Origin of the sequence: Maribacter sp. IgM3_T14_3, from assembly GCF_049603095.1 — a bacterium.
Lineage (GTDB): Bacteria > Bacteroidota > Bacteroidia > Flavobacteriales > Flavobacteriaceae > Maribacter.
Genome location: NZ_CP187138.1, coordinates 16848 through 33222, shown reverse-complemented (window position 1 = coordinate 33222; position 16375 = coordinate 16848). Strand labels below are relative to the sequence as shown.

16 protein-coding genes are annotated in these 16375 nt (G+C 34.7%); 10 read left to right on the top strand and 6 right to left on the bottom strand.

All coding sequences use genetic code 11. The features are described 5' to 3' along the window. Positions 1 to 2 precede the first annotated feature (2 nt). A complete protein-coding gene (gene priA / locus ACPF9A_RS00155) occupies positions 3 to 2459 on the top strand; it encodes a replication restart helicase PriA (protein WP_424000504.1) in 2457 nt (818 codons plus the stop codon). Between the two features lie 53 nt (positions 2460 to 2512). Here priA and ACPF9A_RS00150 read toward each other — a convergent pair whose 3' ends face one another. Continuing rightward, on the bottom strand, positions 2513 to 3205 hold the full coding sequence (locus tag ACPF9A_RS00150) for a LytR/AlgR family response regulator transcription factor (protein ID WP_027067302.1): 693 nt from the start codon (positions 3203 to 3205) through the stop codon (positions 2513 to 2515). Positions 3206 to 3435: 230 nt separating this feature from the next. Between ACPF9A_RS00150 and rpsF the strand changes: the two genes are divergently transcribed. The 8 genes from rpsF to ACPF9A_RS00110 all read left to right on the top strand — a co-directional run bounded on the left by rpsF (position 3436) and on the right by ACPF9A_RS00110 (position 11174). Beyond that, the gene (gene rpsF / locus ACPF9A_RS00145; RefSeq protein WP_027067301.1) at positions 3436 to 3777 is read left to right on the top strand and encodes a 30S ribosomal protein S6; all 342 of its coding nucleotides are present in this window, start codon (positions 3436 to 3438) and stop codon (positions 3775 to 3777) included. A gap of 5 nt (positions 3778 to 3782) precedes the next feature. Next, on the top strand, positions 3783 to 4079 hold the full coding sequence (gene rpsR / locus ACPF9A_RS00140; protein WP_027067300.1) for a 30S ribosomal protein S18: 297 nt from the start codon (positions 3783 to 3785) through the stop codon (positions 4077 to 4079). A gap of 12 nt (positions 4080 to 4091) precedes the next feature. After that, positions 4092 to 4544, top strand: a complete 453-nt coding sequence (gene rplI / locus ACPF9A_RS00135) for a 50S ribosomal protein L9 (protein WP_424000501.1) — start codon at positions 4092 to 4094, stop codon at positions 4542 to 4544. A gap of 103 nt (positions 4545 to 4647) precedes the next feature. Further along, positions 4648 to 7755: a TonB-dependent receptor gene (locus ACPF9A_RS00130; RefSeq protein ID WP_424000499.1), complete on the top strand. Its 3108-nt coding sequence runs from the start codon at positions 4648 to 4650 to the stop codon at positions 7753 to 7755. Positions 7756 to 7816: 61 nt separating this feature from the next. Continuing rightward, positions 7817 to 8293, top strand: coding sequence for a DUF6495 family protein (locus ACPF9A_RS00125; protein ID WP_424000497.1), 477 nt, complete (start codon positions 7817 to 7819; stop codon positions 8291 to 8293). A gap of 82 nt (positions 8294 to 8375) precedes the next feature. Next, complete coding sequence (gene hisS, locus ACPF9A_RS00120; protein WP_424000495.1) at positions 8376 to 9755, top strand: histidine--tRNA ligase; 1380 nt, start codon at positions 8376 to 8378, stop codon at positions 9753 to 9755. Positions 9756 to 9891: 136 nt separating this feature from the next. Next, positions 9892 to 10662 carry an SDR family NAD(P)-dependent oxidoreductase gene (locus ACPF9A_RS00115; RefSeq protein ID WP_424000493.1) on the top strand — a complete coding sequence of 257 codons (771 nt, stop codon included), beginning with the start codon at positions 9892 to 9894 and terminating at the stop codon, positions 10660 to 10662. Positions 10663 to 10739: 77 nt separating this feature from the next. Beyond that, a complete protein-coding gene (locus ACPF9A_RS00110; RefSeq protein ID WP_424000491.1) occupies positions 10740 to 11174 on the top strand; it encodes an RbsD/FucU domain-containing protein in 435 nt (144 codons plus the stop codon). A 31-nt stretch (positions 11175 to 11205) separates the two neighbouring features. On the opposite strand, the gene ACPF9A_RS00105 is transcribed toward ACPF9A_RS00110, so the two are convergent. From ACPF9A_RS00105 to ACPF9A_RS00095, 3 genes are all read right to left on the bottom strand, one after another. After that, the gene (locus ACPF9A_RS00105; RefSeq protein ID WP_424000489.1) at positions 11206 to 11760 is read right to left on the bottom strand and encodes an NUDIX hydrolase; all 555 of its coding nucleotides are present in this window, start codon (positions 11758 to 11760) and stop codon (positions 11206 to 11208) included. A gap of 48 nt (positions 11761 to 11808) precedes the next feature. Next, positions 11809 to 13200 carry a hypothetical protein gene (locus tag ACPF9A_RS00100; protein WP_424000487.1) on the bottom strand — a complete coding sequence of 464 codons (1392 nt, stop codon included), beginning with the start codon at positions 13198 to 13200 and terminating at the stop codon, positions 11809 to 11811. Between the two features lie 142 nt (positions 13201 to 13342). Beyond that, positions 13343 to 14434 (bottom strand): M42 family metallopeptidase, encoded by a 1092-nt coding sequence (locus tag ACPF9A_RS00095; RefSeq protein ID WP_424000485.1) that lies wholly within the window; start codon positions 14432 to 14434, stop codon positions 13343 to 13345. A 104-nt stretch (positions 14435 to 14538) separates the two neighbouring features. Here ACPF9A_RS00095 and ACPF9A_RS00090 point away from each other — a divergent pair, with 104 nt between their 5' ends. Then, positions 14539 to 15231, top strand: a complete 693-nt coding sequence (locus tag ACPF9A_RS00090; RefSeq protein ID WP_424000483.1) for a DUF4294 domain-containing protein — start codon at positions 14539 to 14541, stop codon at positions 15229 to 15231. Here the strand turns inward: ACPF9A_RS00090 and ACPF9A_RS00085 are convergent. Both ACPF9A_RS00085 and ACPF9A_RS00080 read right to left on the bottom strand, forming a co-directional pair. Continuing rightward, positions 15228 to 15467, bottom strand: coding sequence for a DUF6095 family protein (locus ACPF9A_RS00085; protein WP_424000481.1), 240 nt, complete (start codon positions 15465 to 15467; stop codon positions 15228 to 15230). The genes ACPF9A_RS00090 and ACPF9A_RS00085 overlap by 4 nt on opposite strands. After that, positions 15454 to 16374, bottom strand: coding sequence for a DUF4249 domain-containing protein (locus tag ACPF9A_RS00080; protein ID WP_424000479.1), 921 nt, complete (start codon positions 16372 to 16374; stop codon positions 15454 to 15456). The genes ACPF9A_RS00085 and ACPF9A_RS00080 overlap by 14 nt, the downstream gene beginning before the upstream one ends. Between the last annotated feature and the right edge of the window lies 1 nt (position 16375).

Genomic DNA, 16375 nt, shown 5'->3' with positions numbered 1-16375 from the left:
CTATGACAAACTTTATTAATGTAATATTACCTATTCCGCTAGAGAAAAGTTTTACGTATAGTATTACTGAAGAAGAGGCAAAAGTACTTCAGCCTGGTATGCGTGTTGCGGTACCTTTCGGAAAATCAAAAATATATACAGGCGTTGTTCAAAGTATTCATAAGAATCCGCCAGAAGTCTATGAAGCAAAGGAAATTCACGAATTATTAGACGATTACCCCATTGTAAATGAGACCCAGCTTAAACATTGGGATTGGATAGCTTCCTATTACATGTGTACTTTGGGTGAAGTGGTACGCAGTGCGTTACCAAGCGCTTTCTTATTAGAAAGTGAAACATTAGTACTTAGAAATACAGCATACGAAATTGATGAAAATGAGCTTTTAGATGATGAATTTTTGGTGTTCGAAGCACTACAACATCAATCTATATTAAAAGTTCAAGAAGTTTCAGCAATTATAGAGCGTAAGAATGTACTGCCAATTCTTCAACGATTATTAGAGAAAAAAGTAATTGTTTTAAAAGAAGAAGTGTATGATCAATACAAGCCAAAATTGGTTCGGTATGTTAAGTTGGGTGTAGAGCATACATCCGATGAAAAACTAGAAGAATTATTAAATTCACTTACGAGAGCTCCAAAGCAAAGTCAAGTCGTACTTTCATTATTTCAGTTACAAGGAAAAAGTCAAAAACCCATTAAGGTTTCTGAACTTGAAAAATCTAGCGGTAGTTCTAAAGCAGTAATAAAGTCACTGGTCGATAAGGGAGTTTTAGAGGAGTATTTTATTAAAACCGATAGAGTCATTTATGATGGTGACACAGATAATTCAGATACAAAAGACTTAAATGAATATCAAGTAGCAGCCTTAATAGATATAAAATCTGCTTTCGAAGCAAATAAAGTTACCCTATTAAAAGGAGTAACATCTTCGGGCAAAACAGAGGTCTACGTAAAGCTTATTGAAGAATGTCTAGAAAAAGGGTTGCAGGCATTGTACTTATTACCAGAAATAGCCTTGACCACGCAACTTATTAGTAGGCTTCAAGAATATTTTGGAGAAAGAATAGCCATTTACCATTCTAAATATAATGTTCAAGAACGTGTAGAAGTTTGGCAAAACGTTTTACAAGCGAAACCTAAGGCGCAATTGGTAATAGGTGCTCGGTCGGCAATGTATTTGCCTTTTAGCAAGTTGGGGTTGGTAATTGTAGATGAGGAACACGAGAGTTCTTTTAAACAATTTGATCCTGCACCAAGATATCATGCTAGAGATGCTGCCATAGTATTAGGTCATTTACATAAGGCGAATATTCTATTAGGATCGGCAACACCAAGTGTAGAAAGTTATTACAATGTACAAACGGGTAAATATGGTTACGCAGAAATAACGAGGCGCTATGGTAATGTGCTAATGCCAGAAATGGAGTTGGTCGATATTAAAGAAGCTTCTAGAAAAAGAAATATGAAAGGTCATTTCTCTGAGCGTCTTTTTATGGAGATGGAAGAAACCTTAAAAGACGGTGCGCAAATCATACTTTTTCAGAATAGACGTGGTTTTGCGCCATTAATGGAGTGTTTAACATGTGGTCATACTCCGCAATGTCCAAATTGCGATGTTAGTTTAACCTATCACCAATATAGAAATCAATTACGTTGCCACTATTGTGGTCACCATACGGCATTGCCAGAAATTTGTTTTGCATGCGGTAGTCCAGATTTAGATACAAAAGGCTTTGGTACCGAGCAAATAGAGAAAGAGGTTTCAGAATTATTTCCAGAAGCTAAGGTTGGTCGAATGGATTTAGATACTACTCGGGGCAAACACGGTTATGAAAAGATTATTACTGCTTTCGAGCAACATGAGTTAGATATTTTGGTAGGAACACAGATGGTAACTAAAGGTCTCGATTTTAGAAATGTGAATTTGGTAGGAGTTATGAATGCAGATTCGTTATTGAACTTTCCTGATTATCGTGCGCATGAAAGAACCTATCAATTATTAACCCAAGTATCGGGTAGGGCAGGGCGAACCAAAAAAAGAGGTCGTGTTATCATACAAACCTATAATCCGTATCATCAAATATTAAAGCAAGTAACTACAAGTGATTATGAAGGTATGTATACCGAGCAGTTGTATGAAAGAGAGCAATTTAAATATCCTCCGGTAAATAGAATTATTAAAGTAACATTTAAGCATAAAAATTACAATGTGCTGAACGAAGCTGCAGATTGGTTTGCGGGGGCGTTACGCACGAATTTTGGTGGTACTGTTTTAGGACCTGAATATCCGCCAGTGGCAAGAATTAGAAATCAGTATTTGAAACATATCGTAATTAAAGTTCAAAAAGTACAATCATTGGCACAGACAAAAGCAAATATTAGGCGAATAGAAAAATCGTTTAAAGCTGTGGCAATGTATAGAAGTGTTCGGGTGATCTATAATGTCGACCATATATAATTAAAAAAGACCGCTATAAGCGGTCTTTTTTATAAGTAAATTTATACCATATATTATACGTTACTAAGCGCTTCGGCTAGTTCTGTCTTTTTATTTCTACTTAGAGGTATTGATCTACCGCTAACTTCAACATTTTTACTGTTGAATTTCTCAACCTTTTCAAGGTTAATGATATATGATTTGTGAATTCTTAAAAACTTATCTTCTGGCAATTGCTTTTCAAAAGACTTCATTGTTGATAAGATTACGATATTCGCTTCATCAGTTACTAGTTTTATGTAGTCACCAAGTGCTTCTATCCACTTAATATCATTTAAAATAACCTTTCTTTTCTTTAGGTTACTCTTTACGAAAATGTGCTCTTCGTCTTCATTGACTCTGTGCAATTGTTCGTAGTTCGCAACAGCTCTTTTAACAGATGCATCAAAACGTGCCATGGTAATCGGTTTATGTAAATAATCCGTTACGTCATAGTCAAATGCTTTAAGTGCATAATCTGGTTTACCGGTAATTAAAATTACCTGAGGACTGTTTTCTAGTGACTCGAGTAGGTCGAATCCTGTAATAATTGGCATCTCAACATCAAGAAATATAAGATCGATTTCATGGTTCTTGATTCCGTTTTTAGCCTCGATAGCATTACTGTACTCAGCTACCATAGTCAAATTCGGATGATTGTTTACCAACTTGGCAACGGCCATCCTTTGCATAGATGAGTCGTCAACGATGATACTTCTTAACTTCATAAGGGTTGATTTGTGGGGTTAAATCATCGACAAAGAACAGAAAAAACAAGCTGAACTGCAACAAAAGATGTGAACAATGCACTGTTGATCGTGTAATTGGTAATGATGATATGTTTAAGATTTGGTTTAATTTTTAATGTTGTTACCATTCAATAACGAAGAATATTCGTATTTCTTATAATTATTTTAAAAAAATATCTATTTTTGCACTCTTTAAAAACAAATATAATATGAACCATTACGAAACTGTTTTCATTTTGAATCCCGTTCTATCTGATGTTCAGATAGAGGAAACAGTTAAGAAATTCGAAGATTTCTTAATTAACAATGGCGCCAAAATGGTAGCTAAAGAGAATTGGGGGCTAAAGAAATTAGCTTATCCAATCCAAAACAAAAAGAGTGGCTTTTACCACTTGTTTGAATTTACTAACACTGGTGAGGTAGTTACACCTTACGAACAGGAGTTTAGAAGAGATGAACGTGTTATGCGTTTCTTGACCGTTAAGTTGGACAAGCACGCTGTTGCATGGGCAGAAAAAAGAAGAACAAGAAACAAAACCGCTAAAGCTTAAGTATTATGGCAACATTACAACAACAGGCAAAAGGAAAGAAAGATGGAGAGATCAGGTATCTTACTCCATTAAATATTGAAACCAACACTAAGAAGAAGTATTGTCGTTTTAAAAAATCTGGTATTAAATACGTAGATTATAAGGATGCTGATTTTTTATTGAAGTTGGTAAACGAGCAAGGTAAATTGTTACCTAGAAGACTTACTGGAACTTCATTGAAGTATCAAAGAAAAGTGGCACAAGCCGTAAAAAGAGCTCGTCATTTGGCGTTAATGCCATATGTTGCTGATTTATTAAAATAAAAGAAAAGAATCATGGAGCTTATATTAAAAGAAGACGTACAAAATTTAGGTTTTAAAGACGACGTAGTAAATGTTAAGAACGGTTACGGAAGAAATTTCCTTATACCTCAAGGCTTAGCTGCTATGGCTACTGTTTCTGCTAAAAAAGTTTTAGCTGAAAACTTAAAGCAAAGAGCACATAAAGAGAAAAAAGTTGTTGATGCTGCTAAGAAAATCGAAGAGGCATTAAAAGCTTTAGAATTAAAAATTACTGCTAAAACAGGTGCTGCCGATAAATTGTTCGGTTCTGTTACTAATGGTGATTTGGCTGATGCAATTGCAAAAGAAGGTCATTCGATCGACAAAAAATTCATTAGTATTTTAGGTGGTGCAGTTAAAAGAACTGGACCTTACAACGCACAAATTAGATTACACCGTGAGGTGATTGTTGATTTTGGTTTCGAAGTAGTTGCGGAACAAAAATAATTAACTATCTAAGTTGATAAATTTAAAAGAGCTATGCCTGCATAGCTCTTTTTTTATTGGTATTTTTGTTAAAGAACTCATAAATAACTCAAAACCAATAAAAATGAAAAACAGCTTGTTTTTGCAAGTATTGTTGCTACTTTTCGCAGGTGCAACTTACGGTCAGGTTACCACCTCTAATATTAGAGGTTTAGTAATGGATGATCAAAATCAACCACTATTTGGCGCAAACATTGTAGCCGTCCACACCCCAACAGGTACAAAGTACGGGTCAATTACCAATGAAGATGGTAGATTCAACCTTTTGAACCTACGTGTTGGTGGTCCTTATAAAGTAGAAATTTCTTATGTAGGTTTTAAACCTTACGAACTTGCCGATGTAGATTTGTCATTAGGGCAAACTTTTAATGTTGATATTAAATTAGCAAGTGAAAGTCAGGCATTAGACGAGGTTACTGTAGTATCTGATCGGTCAGGTACCTTTAGTAGTGATCGTACCGGTGCAGAGACTAGTGTTGGTAGAAGAGAATTAACACGTTTACCGACAATTTCTCGTTCAGCTTCAGATTTTACTCGTTTAGAGCCAACTGCTAGTGGAAATTCATTTGGAGGTAGAAATGATCAGTTTAATAATTTCTCTTTAGATGGTGCTATTTTTAATAATCCCTTCGGATTAGATGCTGCTACACCAGGTGGGCAAACAGATTCACAACCAATATCTTTAGATGCAATTGAGCAAATTCAAGTATCTACAGCGCCATATGATGTTACTCAGTCAGGATTTACAGGAGCTTCTGTAAATGCAGTTACTAAGAGTGGGTCTAACGAATTTCACGGTACTGTTTATGGTTTCTTTAGAAATGAAGATATGACCGGTGGTAAAATCAAAGGTGATGAAATAGTAAAGCCTAAATTAGATCAAAGTCAATATGGTGTTAGTATTGGTGGTCCAATAGTTAAGAACAAATTATTTTTCTTTGCTAACTTCGAAAAAGATCAGCGTACAGATTTAGGTACAAACGGTTGGGTGCCAAATACAGGTTCAGGAGCAATTAATGAATCTAGAGTATTAGAAAGTGATTTAATAGCTGTACAAAATCAATTATTGGCGGTAGGTTATGATCCAGGTTCTTATCAAGGTTTTACGCATGATGCAGAATCTACAAAAGGTCTATTCAAGTTAGATTGGAATATTAATGATAATAATCGTTTAGCAGTTATTTATAACTTTTTGAATGCATCTAAACAAAAGCCAGCTCACCCATCAGCTATACAGTTTAGAGGTCCGAATGCAAACACATTGCAGTTTCAGAATTCAGGATATGAAATAAACAATGAGCTAAAATCTATTCAGGTGGAGTTAAACTCAACTTTGTCTGCAACAGCATCAAATAAATTACAAGTAGGTTATACTCATTTTAACGATTTCAGAAATCCGTTCTCTACTCCGGCTCCTTCTATTAACATTACAAAAGATGGTTCTAACTATATAATCGCTGGTCATGAGCCATTTTCAGCAAATAATAGATTGGATCAAAAGGTATTACAAATTACGAACAACCTTAATTTTTATAAAGGTGATCATACGTACACAGTAGGTTTTTCATTAGAAAAATTCATGTTCGATAACTCGTTTAACCTAACCGCTTATGGTTTTGATTTATTCGGAGGAGTTGATATTGCAGAATTTGATGTCAATGATTATGATTTTGCTGGACCTCAAGCTACCTTCAACGCTAACAATGCAGTGCCAGATGGCGAAGGTTGGGCGTTAGCAGAAACTAATGTAGGTCAATTAGCATTTTATGTGCAAGATGAATGGAATGTAAATGAGAAATTTAAATTAACATACGGTGTTCGTTTCGATAAGCCATTATTCTTTGATTCAGCAACAAAAGCACAAGATGTTATCGACAGAGGTTTTGTAATCGCAGATCAGCCTTACCAAAACCCTAATACGGGCGAAACTGTATTTATCGACAATACCCAAATGCCTTCTAATGATTGGTTAATTTCACCAAGAGTTGGTTTTAACTATGATGTTAATGGTGATAGATCATTACAATTACGTGGTGGTTCTGGTTTGTTTACAGGTCGTTTCCCATTCGTATGGCTAGGAAACCAAATTTCATCACCAGATGTATTTTTCTTGCAAGCAGTTGATCCAGATTACAAGTTTCCACAGGTTTGGAGAACTAATTTAGGTGCAGATAAGCGTTTAGATAATGGTATGGTGCTTACAGCAGATTTATCGTATACTAAAGATATTAATGGACCACATGTGCAAAACTGGGCACTGACATCTCCTTCAGGTAATTTATCTGGGGTTGATACAAGAGCGACATATACATCAGGCGATTTATTAAATAGCTTTGGTTTGGGAGCAGGACCTTATGTATTTACAAATTCAAATAAAGGTAGAATTTGGAACGCTTCTTTTAAAGCTCAAAAGACATTTGATAAAGGTTTATATACCATGTTGGCATATAGCTATTTAGATGCTAAAGATGTGAATTCTATTGAGGCAGAAATTACATCAGATGCTTTCGTAGGTAACCCTGTTGTAAACGATGCAAATGCAGACGTTTTAGCACCTTCTAAATATGGAGATAAGCACAGATTCATTGGTGTAGCTAGTAAAAACTGGGTATACGGTAATGGTAAATGGGGTAGTACACTTTCTACATTCTTCGAGTATGCCCAAGGTGGTAGATTCAACTATACCTATGGTGGTGATATTAATGGAGATGGGTCAGGCCTTAATGATCTAATTTATGTACCAACCTCTGCAGAAATTGGTCAAATGCAATTTGCAGGAGCTGGTCAAGGTGCTGCTTTTGATGCTTATATTGCTCAAGATGATTACTTAAGTGGTCAAAGAGGGCAGTATGCAGAGCGTTACGGAGCTTTAGCACCATGGAGGGGTCGTTGGGATGTAAAGTTCTTACAAGATTATAAAATCACCGTTTCAGAAGGAAAAACAAATACTATTCAATTCAGTGTTGATGTATTGAATATTGGTAACATGATCAGTTCTGATTGGGGCTTGGTTCAACAACCGAACAACATTCAGCCTGTGGGTGTAACTGTTGATCCAGCTACAAGTGTGCCAACATACACGTTTAATCCAGAGTTGACAGAAACTTTTGGTTACGATGCAAGTTTGTTATCTAGATGGCAAGCACAAGTAGGATTGAGATATATCTTCTAACTTTTTAAAATTAAGTTGTAAAAGCCCTAACAAATATGTTAGGGCTTTTTATTTTTGCAAAATGAAATACACGAGGCTAACAAAAGAGCAATTGGAAGAATTGCATCCAGAATTCATTAATTTTCTGGCAACACAATCTATAACGGGAGATGAGTGGGATTCCATAAAAAAAGATAAACCAAAAGTAGCGGAAGAAGAACTAGATGTTTTTAGTGATTTGGTTTGGGAAGGAGTGTTGAGTAAGGTTTCTTATTTAGAGAATATTTCAGATAAGCAAATGCACCTATTTCATTTAACTGAAAAAGAGATGAAATTAATTTCGGTAAAAGTGATGAATCCAGCGATAGATTTAACAACTGCAGTTGGTTTTGATTGGTTTAAAAGAAACTGGCAATCAGACTTTGTTGAATATTTAACCGCTGCAAAAGCGTATACCGATGACAAAAATGTAGATAAGTTTTTGTTATTAAAACAAGGTGCGGTAATTACAAAGGGCGATTTATACCAGTGGTTCGAAAATGTAATAGGCACGTCTTAGAAAAGTAAAAATCTAATATTCATACTATTGCAATATCACCTTATTTATTGGAAGGTTATATTTGCAATACAATAAAAAATTAATGGCACAGAAACCATCTATACCAAAAGGAACTCGCGATTTTAATCCATCAGAAATTGCAAAGCGTAATTACATTTTTGATATTATAAAAAAGAATTTTCAAACGTATGGCTTTCAGCCCATTGAAACTCCTTCTTTTGAGAATTCAGATACGTTGTTGGGTAAATATGGAGAAGAAGGTGACCGATTAATTTTTAAGATATTAAATTCTGGAGATTTTATAAGTAAGGTAGATGATGCCATTTATGCAGATAAAAATTCGAACAGTATTGCTCCGAAGATTACAGAAAAGGCATTGCGTTATGATTTAACAGTACCGTTTGCTCGTTACGTGGTAATGCATCAAAATGAGTTGGATTTCCCTTTTAAGCGCTATCAAATCCAGCCGGTATGGAGAGCAGATAGACCGCAAAAAGGAAGATTTAGAGAATTTTTTCAATGTGATGCCGATGTCGTTGGGTCAGATTCCTTATTACAAGAAGTAGAATTGATTCAGTTGTATGATGCTGTATTTTCCGAATTAAAATTGGAAGGGGCAACCATAAAAATGAACAATAGAAAAATATTAGCAGGCATCGCTGAAGTTATCGGTGCTAAAGACCTGTTGATAGATTTTACCGTTGCCTTAGATAAGTTGGATAAAATAGGGGAAGACGGCGTTAAAAAAGAAATGCTCGCAAAAGGAATTTCTGAGGAAGCCATTGAAAAAGCTTCTCCGTTGTTTATACCTCAAGGTACTAATGACGAGCAATTAGCACGTTTAGATGAACTTTTAAAAGATTCTGAAGAAGGTAAAAAAGGATTGGAAGAACTTCGTTTTATCTTAGAAACGATCGCTGTTTTAGGCTTGCAATCTGCTAATTTATCGATTGATGTAACCCTTGCACGCGGACTAAATTATTACACAGGAGCCATTTTTGAAGTTGCTGCACCAGAAGGTGTGCAAATGGGATCTATAGGTGGCGGTGGTCGCTATGATGATCTTACCGGTATTTTCGGACTAACGAATGTAAGCGGAGTAGGTATTTCATTTGGTCTAGATCGAATTTATTTGGTGTTAGAAGATTTAAATCTTTTTCCTGAAGCAATAGATCAATCACTGCAAGTATTTTGTGTAAATTTTGGTAAAAAAGAAGCTATGGCGGCTTTGAAGCTGGTAAGTAAATTGCGTAAAGCAGGTGTCACAGCTGATATGTACCCGTCGAGTGCCAAGATGCAAAAGCAGATGAAATACGCCAATAATCGCAATGTACCTTATGTCATTTTAATAGGGGAACAAGAATTAGATACTAATTCTTTCATCGTTAAAAACATGAAAGAAGGCTCACAAAAAGAGTATAGTTTAGACAATGTTTCTCAATTCGTAGCTTTTTTAAGTTAAGTACTTTAAAATCAGATAGTATTTTACTGAGTCATTTTTGATTATATTTGGTTAACCAATCTGGTTGTGCAGTTTGAAATTGTACAACGGGGTTAGATTTAAACCAAAACAAAATCGAGATTTATAATTGAAAATTATGACGAATAGTAACAAATTATCTGGAAAAAATATACTCATTACTGCTGGTGCTCAGGGTATTGGAGAAGCAATAACGAAACATTTTATTGATAGTGGTGCCAATGTTGCTGTTCATTATTTTTCAAGTGCAGATACTGCAAATGAATTAGTAAAATATGCAACTGATAAGGGTTTAAAAGCAATTGCAATTAGCGGAGATCTAACAAAAGCAGAAGACGCAAATGCATTAGTAGAGAAAACAGTTGAAGCTTTAGGAGGTCTTAACGTCTTAATCAATAATGCAGGTTCATTAGTTGCGCGTAAAATGCTAAGCGAAATGGAAACTGAATTTTGGCACAAAGTGATGGATATTAATCTTACATCAATGATGTTCGTTACGAGAGCTGCAGCACCTTATTTAGCAAAAAATGAAAATAGTAGCATCGTCAATTTGGCTTCATTGGCTGGCCGTAAAGGTGGTCACCCCGGATCTTTAGTCTATTCTACTAGTAAAGGGGCTATTTTAACCTACACAAGGGCACTTGCTTCAGAATTAGGTCCGCAAGGTACAAGAGTAAATGCTGTTGCACCAGGGCTCATCTTAGGTACTTCATTTCACAATACACATACAACTAAAGAATCTGCTGCAGAAACTACAAAAGGTATTCCTATTCAAAGAGCGGGTAATGCAGATGATGTTGCTCGAGCGGTTTTGTATTTAGCATCTGAATATAATGGCTTTATTACTGGAGCTACGCTTGATATTAATGGTGGAGTGTATAACATGTAATATTTCTTTATAATTTAAAGAACGCTAGTTGGTTATCACGAACTAGCGTTTTGTTCTCATTTTTTAAAATTATAACTATGCTTAAGACACCAGTTATTCATCCAACAATTATGGAAGCGCTTGGGCGTTCAGGTCATTTTGCGCAAGTGGTCATTGCAGATGGTAATTTACCGGTAGGTGCTATGACCGGTCCTAATTCGACTACCGTACATTTAAATTTTCGTCCAGGATTGTTAGATGCATTAACTGTTTTGGAAGGAATTTTGGAAGTTTGCCCTGTACAAGGAGCTATTGTAATGGAGAAACCTGCAGAAGCAAACGCTGAAATTCACGATGCATATAAAAAAATACTTGGTGATGTAACTTGGGATGAAATGGAGCGTTGGGCATTCTACGATAAAATTAGAGACCAAAATACGACCTTAATAATACAGACTGGAGAACAGCGTCGTTTTGCCAATTTGATTTTAACCGTTGGCGTTGTAAAAATGGCTGAAGAATCCGGATTTTAATAAATTCCATTTTTTTTCGGAAGTAATTTCTTTAAAGCTTGTTTAATCTATCTGATATTTCTTTAAGTATAGTTTTATAATAAGAAATGTCATGAGGAACATAGTTATATTTGAAGACATCTTGTAATTCAGTCCCGAACTGGTTTTTTAAGACTAGTTTCAAGGCTTCAACCTCACTATCCTGCTTTTGAAGTGTATTAAATGGCAATTTTAGCTCAGTTATAAATGTGTGATGAAATTCATAATCTTTCAGCTCTTCGGAGTGTTTTTTTACAGATTTAAAGATTCCTATTTTTTCTAAATCAGAAGGAGCAATGCTTAGCCCTATTTCTTCTTGTACTTCTCGCAAAGCAGATGTTACAATGTCTTCACCGGCGCCAATATGTCCTGCAACAGATACATCCCATAGTAACGGATAAACATCTTTATTCTTCCCGCGTTGCTGAAGTAAAATTTTTCCATCCGAAGTATAAAACCAAATATGAACGGTTTGATGAAACCATCCATTTTTATGCGCTTCAGACTTCATGGCGGTAGTATTCGTCATGTTACCTTCAGCATCTAAAATGTCTATTAATTCATCCATGGAAAGGAAATTTTAATTAAATATTCAATAATTTATATTTAAACAATGTTATAAATTATTTAAAGTGCTTAAATTTTCTGTAGATGAAGTAACTGACGAATGGTTTTCGGGGAAATACCAAAAAGGTATAGTGAGTAATTTATGATCAAATGTAATAGTATCAGTATTATTAAATTGAGTCGGACCTGTTATAACTAGCAAATGTTTCCCTTTTTTTAAATATTCAATATCCAAGTAGGTTTCAAATCCTTTTCTTTTTTTAGCATTTTTTGTAATAATAAAGTCACTAGTTAGAATAGTAGAATCTATTTTTAAAGTATAAAGCGTGTTTATGCTCTTCAGGTATTCAGCGAGTTTGGCTTCCTTTTTTACATAATCAACAGTGTCATTGGAATTAATAACAACAATATTACTTTTAAAACCTTTATCGTCTTCTTCAGGTTCTAAACTGTTATTTATGGCAAAAACAAATGTTTCCTTTATTTCTGTATAAGGTATAAATACTTTTAAAAATGGTTCGCGAATTACCTTAGAAGGAATAGAGGCAAACCCAACAAATTCTGTAGGTTCGGTAATTTCGTCTTCATAATTAAGATTATGTGCATAACTTGGAGAAGATTCGAAAAGAGAATATAAATAATTAGAATTTACATAATAAAGTGAGCTTAAAGTAGCGATAATTGTGTAAACTGGAACTAAAAATAAACTAATACGTTTGCCGAGTTTGTTGTCTAAAAAATTATATGCAATTGGTCTATATAAAAAAGATAATGTTAGTTTACTGTATACCCAATAAATTGGGAAGTATAATTTAGAAGTCCATTTCCTTTTCTTAAGAAAACCTTGTCCTAAAAAGTCTATAAATACTATAAAGGCAGTAATGCCAAAAAGAATATAAATACTTTTTGTGATAATGTCTTCAGTCGCATCAGAAATAAATTCCAATTCACTTATAAAACTGACTATAAATCCTAGTAAAGCAGAAATTACTGAAAAACCTATAAAATAGAATACTAGTAAGAAAGTTAAAGAGAAAAGTATGCTGCAATAATCTTCTAATTGCGAAATGTACCGATCAAAAGATCCAATTTTCCGTTTTAAATAAATAGAAAATTTTTCTGAATAATTCAATTTTTCAAAGTCTATTTCTCCAGATACATACCGTAGTCCAATAGCACCTATCCATAAACCTCTCAATAAAACATGTAATAATAAATTGAAAACGAAAAAGAATGAGCACGCCATTAGTGTTTGAAGGAGTCGACCTAACCCTGGCATATTTGCTAAATAAGCCTCAGCTCGTTTAATATCAATTACCTCCATTAATGAAACCAATCCAAAAATCGCAAACCCAGAAATAAGTAATTCTAATTGCCAGCTTTCCTGTTGTAATTTATCAAGCCAACTTTTAAAGGCTTTAGTTTCGTAATGTTTTTCCATATGGTTCAATGTTACAATTGAAAGATACTTATTTTAGGATTACATATAGGAGAAGTAAAAACTTATGTATTTTGATAATATTTAAAACTTTAATGTTTTAAGCAAAAAAAAATCCCTCCGATAAAAGAGGGATTATATAAATTTATTCGAAGTAGCTAAAAGTTTCTCCGTCTTTAATAGTTAGAAGTGTTTCATAAATTAAACGAATTACATTTTCTACGTCTTCTTTATGTACCATTTCTACCGTTGTGTGCATGTAACGCAAAGGCAAAGATATTAATGCCGAAGCAACTCCGCCATTGCTATAAGCAAAAGCATCTGTGTCGGTACCGGTTGCTCTAGAAGCAGCCATACGTTGAAAAGGGATTTTTTTCTTTTCAGCTGTATCTAGTATACGCTCACGTAGTTTATTTTGAACAGCAGGAGCATAAGAGATAACTGGTCCGGCTCCAATTTCGGTATGTCCTTGTACCTTTTTATCGATCATTGGTGTTGTAGTATCATGACAAACATCTGTAATGATAGCAACATTAGGTTTAATGGTCTGCGTAATCATTTCAGCACCACGTAGACCTATTTCTTCTTGAACTGAATTGGTTATATATAGACCGAAAGGTAGTTTTACTTTATTCTCATGAAGCAGACGTGCCACTTCAGCAATCATAAATCCACCAGCACGGTTATCTATTGCTCTACAAACAAATTTGTCATCGTTAAGTACCTGGAAAGTATCAGGGTATGTAATAACACAACCAACGTGAACTCCCATTTTTTCTACTTCAGCTTTGTCTTTAGCACCTATGTCTATGCTGATATTATCTAATTTAGGGGCTAATTCTTCTTTTTCACCTTTACGGGTATGAATAGCCGGCCAGCCAAAAACACCTTTAACGATTCCCTTTTTAGTATGGATGTTTACCCATTTAGAAGGAGCAATTTGGTGATCACTACCACCGTTACGAATAACATAGATTAAACCGTTATCTGTAATATAATTGACATACCAAGAGATTTCATCTGAATGCCCTTCAATAACAACCTTATATTTAGCGTCAGGATTAATAACACCAACAGCTGTACCGTACGTATCCGTTATAAAAGTATCAACATATGGTTTTAAGTAGTCCATCCATATTTTTTGTCCTTCCCATTCATAACCAGTAGGAGCAGCATTATTCAGGTATTTTTCAAAAAAGTCAAGAGACTTTTTAGTTATTATTTTTTTATCAGCCATCAATGTAAGTTTAAGATACAAACTTAAGAATATTAGCGTTGTATTAATAATAACCTTCTTTAATAATCGTTAATTTTGGCAGGACTTTTGTTTAGCTCATGGTAATGAAATATAACTTTTTACTTCTTTTTATAATCTTGACCACAGTTTTTGTTGGTAACGCTCAGGTTGAAGAACAGGAGCTGGATTCGATAACGGAAAAAATGATTATTATAGCCGGTGATTCGCTGTTGCAAAATTCTATCGCGTTAGAAGAGGCTTATGTATTTGGTAAGCTTAAGTTTTCATCTTATGACGATAAATTAAGATATTATATTTTACGCAGAAAGACGCAAAAAGTATATCCGTACGCTAAAATGGCGGCCGAACGTTTGGTAGAGCTGAATGATAGTTTAGCTGCTATAAAAAATAACAGAAAACGTAAAAAATATACCAAGAAAGTACAGAAATTTATTGAAGAGGAGTTTTCTGAAGAGTTAAAGAAACTAACCCGTACAGAAGGTCAAATTTTAGTAAAGTTAATATATAGGCAAACAGGTGCTACCGCTTTCGATTTGGTGAAAGATTTACGCAATGGCTGGCGTGCCTTTTGGTACAATACCACAGCTAAACTTTTTAGTATTAGTATTAAAGAAGAATTTCATCCAGATCTAATAGAGGAAGATTATTTAATTGAAGATATTTTACAACGTGCCTTTTCTCAAGGCAAGCTTGAACGGCAAGAAACCGTTCTCGATTACGATTATGATAAGTTGTATAATAAATGGAAGAGAACTACTAAAGTACCCAAAGATTAAGATGATTTTGGTTTCTTACCGAACATAGAATCCATAATAGTCATAATGCCCTTAAAGCCCATAAAAACGGCAACGGTGGCTAGAATTAATCCCAAAATGCAAACTGGCCAGAACAAAAAATGTTCTTGATTTTTAAAAGCTTGCCAAAGTACAAGTGGTGCTGTAAACATAAGCACAACGGTTATGGCTAGGCGTTTTAAACCAGTTACCAGTAAATCTTTATCAGTTCGTCTCATTGTCGGTAATTACTATACTGTCTTTGTATTCTTCTACGATAGCGAAATAACCCAGAGCGTAATTATCTGACCGTTCTACATTATCAAAAACTTCATTGTTATCAACACCGGTAATGTTTATTATATTACCGCGAACGGTGGCTGCTGGGGTCTGAAATGGACCTTGGTCACCACCAGACTGAACGATGATTTGGTTCATGTAATTATAAAAAGATTCATCTACACCTATAAGACTGATATTTACTACTGAGCTCGTATTTAATTCGAGTTCATTATCATAAAAGTATGAGAATATAAACGTTTGTCCCTGATAAAACTCATCTTCGGTAACTAGAAATTCACCGAAATCTAAATCTAATAAATAAAAATCGTTACTGTCGGCAGGGTCAGTAAATGCTACAATTATTTCGGTTTCGTCACCTGAGAACAAAGTTTCGTCACCTTGCTCTAATGAGTCTATTGGTACAGATTTTACATAAGTTGTGGTTGCGAAATAGCGTTCTTCATCTGTTTCAAGAATCAGTTGAAACACATCACCTTCGTTAATGCTACTTACCCTAATTCGTTGATCACTATCAAACGAAGGGTCTGGCACCCATTTACCGCTACCTGCTTCCACTTCAGCTAAGTTTGATATACCGCCACCTTCTAAAATTTCTGGGGCGTCTTCTCTTGGGGTTCCGTAATAAATAATGGCACTTTTAATAGTCGCAACAGTGTTGTCGTCGAAGAACGAACTACTTTGCGAAACTTTTATCTCTATGGGTAAATATTCTTGAGTTTCGTCAACTCTAATTACACCTTCAACGATAAGTCTAGTTTCGTTTTCTGGTAAATCAACATCAATAACGTCTTCACAAGAAATGCAAAACGTAATGGCAAATAATATCAACAAATAACGTCTCATG

What these genes read in the sequence shown, in the direction of transcription:
- priA (WP_424000504.1), top strand. Translation starts at nt 3, where the DNA reads ATGACAAACTTTATTAATGTAATATTACCTATTCCGCTAGAGAAAAGT.
- ACPF9A_RS00150 (WP_027067302.1), bottom strand. Translation starts at nt 3,205, where the DNA reads ATGAAGTTAAGAAGTATCATCGTTGACGACTCATCTATGCAAAGGATG.
- rpsF (WP_027067301.1), top strand. Translation starts at nt 3,436, where the DNA reads ATGAACCATTACGAAACTGTTTTCATTTTGAATCCCGTTCTATCTGAT.
- rpsR (WP_027067300.1), top strand. Translation starts at nt 3,783, where the DNA reads ATGGCAACATTACAACAACAGGCAAAAGGAAAGAAAGATGGAGAGATC.
- rplI (WP_424000501.1), top strand. Translation starts at nt 4,092, where the DNA reads ATGGAGCTTATATTAAAAGAAGACGTACAAAATTTAGGTTTTAAAGAC.
- ACPF9A_RS00130 (WP_424000499.1), top strand. Translation starts at nt 4,648, where the DNA reads ATGAAAAACAGCTTGTTTTTGCAAGTATTGTTGCTACTTTTCGCAGGT.
- ACPF9A_RS00125 (WP_424000497.1), top strand. Translation starts at nt 7,817, where the DNA reads ATGAAATACACGAGGCTAACAAAAGAGCAATTGGAAGAATTGCATCCA.
- hisS (WP_424000495.1), top strand. Translation starts at nt 8,376, where the DNA reads ATGGCACAGAAACCATCTATACCAAAAGGAACTCGCGATTTTAATCCA.
- ACPF9A_RS00115 (WP_424000493.1), top strand. Translation starts at nt 9,892, where the DNA reads ATGACGAATAGTAACAAATTATCTGGAAAAAATATACTCATTACTGCT.
- ACPF9A_RS00110 (WP_424000491.1), top strand. Translation starts at nt 10,740, where the DNA reads ATGCTTAAGACACCAGTTATTCATCCAACAATTATGGAAGCGCTTGGG.
- ACPF9A_RS00105 (WP_424000489.1), bottom strand. Translation starts at nt 11,760, where the DNA reads ATGGATGAATTAATAGACATTTTAGATGCTGAAGGTAACATGACGAAT.
- ACPF9A_RS00100 (WP_424000487.1), bottom strand. Translation starts at nt 13,200, where the DNA reads ATGGAAAAACATTACGAAACTAAAGCCTTTAAAAGTTGGCTTGATAAA.
- ACPF9A_RS00095 (WP_424000485.1), bottom strand. Translation starts at nt 14,434, where the DNA reads ATGGCTGATAAAAAAATAATAACTAAAAAGTCTCTTGACTTTTTTGAA.
- ACPF9A_RS00090 (WP_424000483.1), top strand. Translation starts at nt 14,539, where the DNA reads ATGAAATATAACTTTTTACTTCTTTTTATAATCTTGACCACAGTTTTT.
- ACPF9A_RS00085 (WP_424000481.1), bottom strand. Translation starts at nt 15,467, where the DNA reads ATGAGACGAACTGATAAAGATTTACTGGTAACTGGTTTAAAACGCCTA.
- ACPF9A_RS00080 (WP_424000479.1), bottom strand. Translation starts at nt 16,374, where the DNA reads ATGAGACGTTATTTGTTGATATTATTTGCCATTACGTTTTGCATTTCT.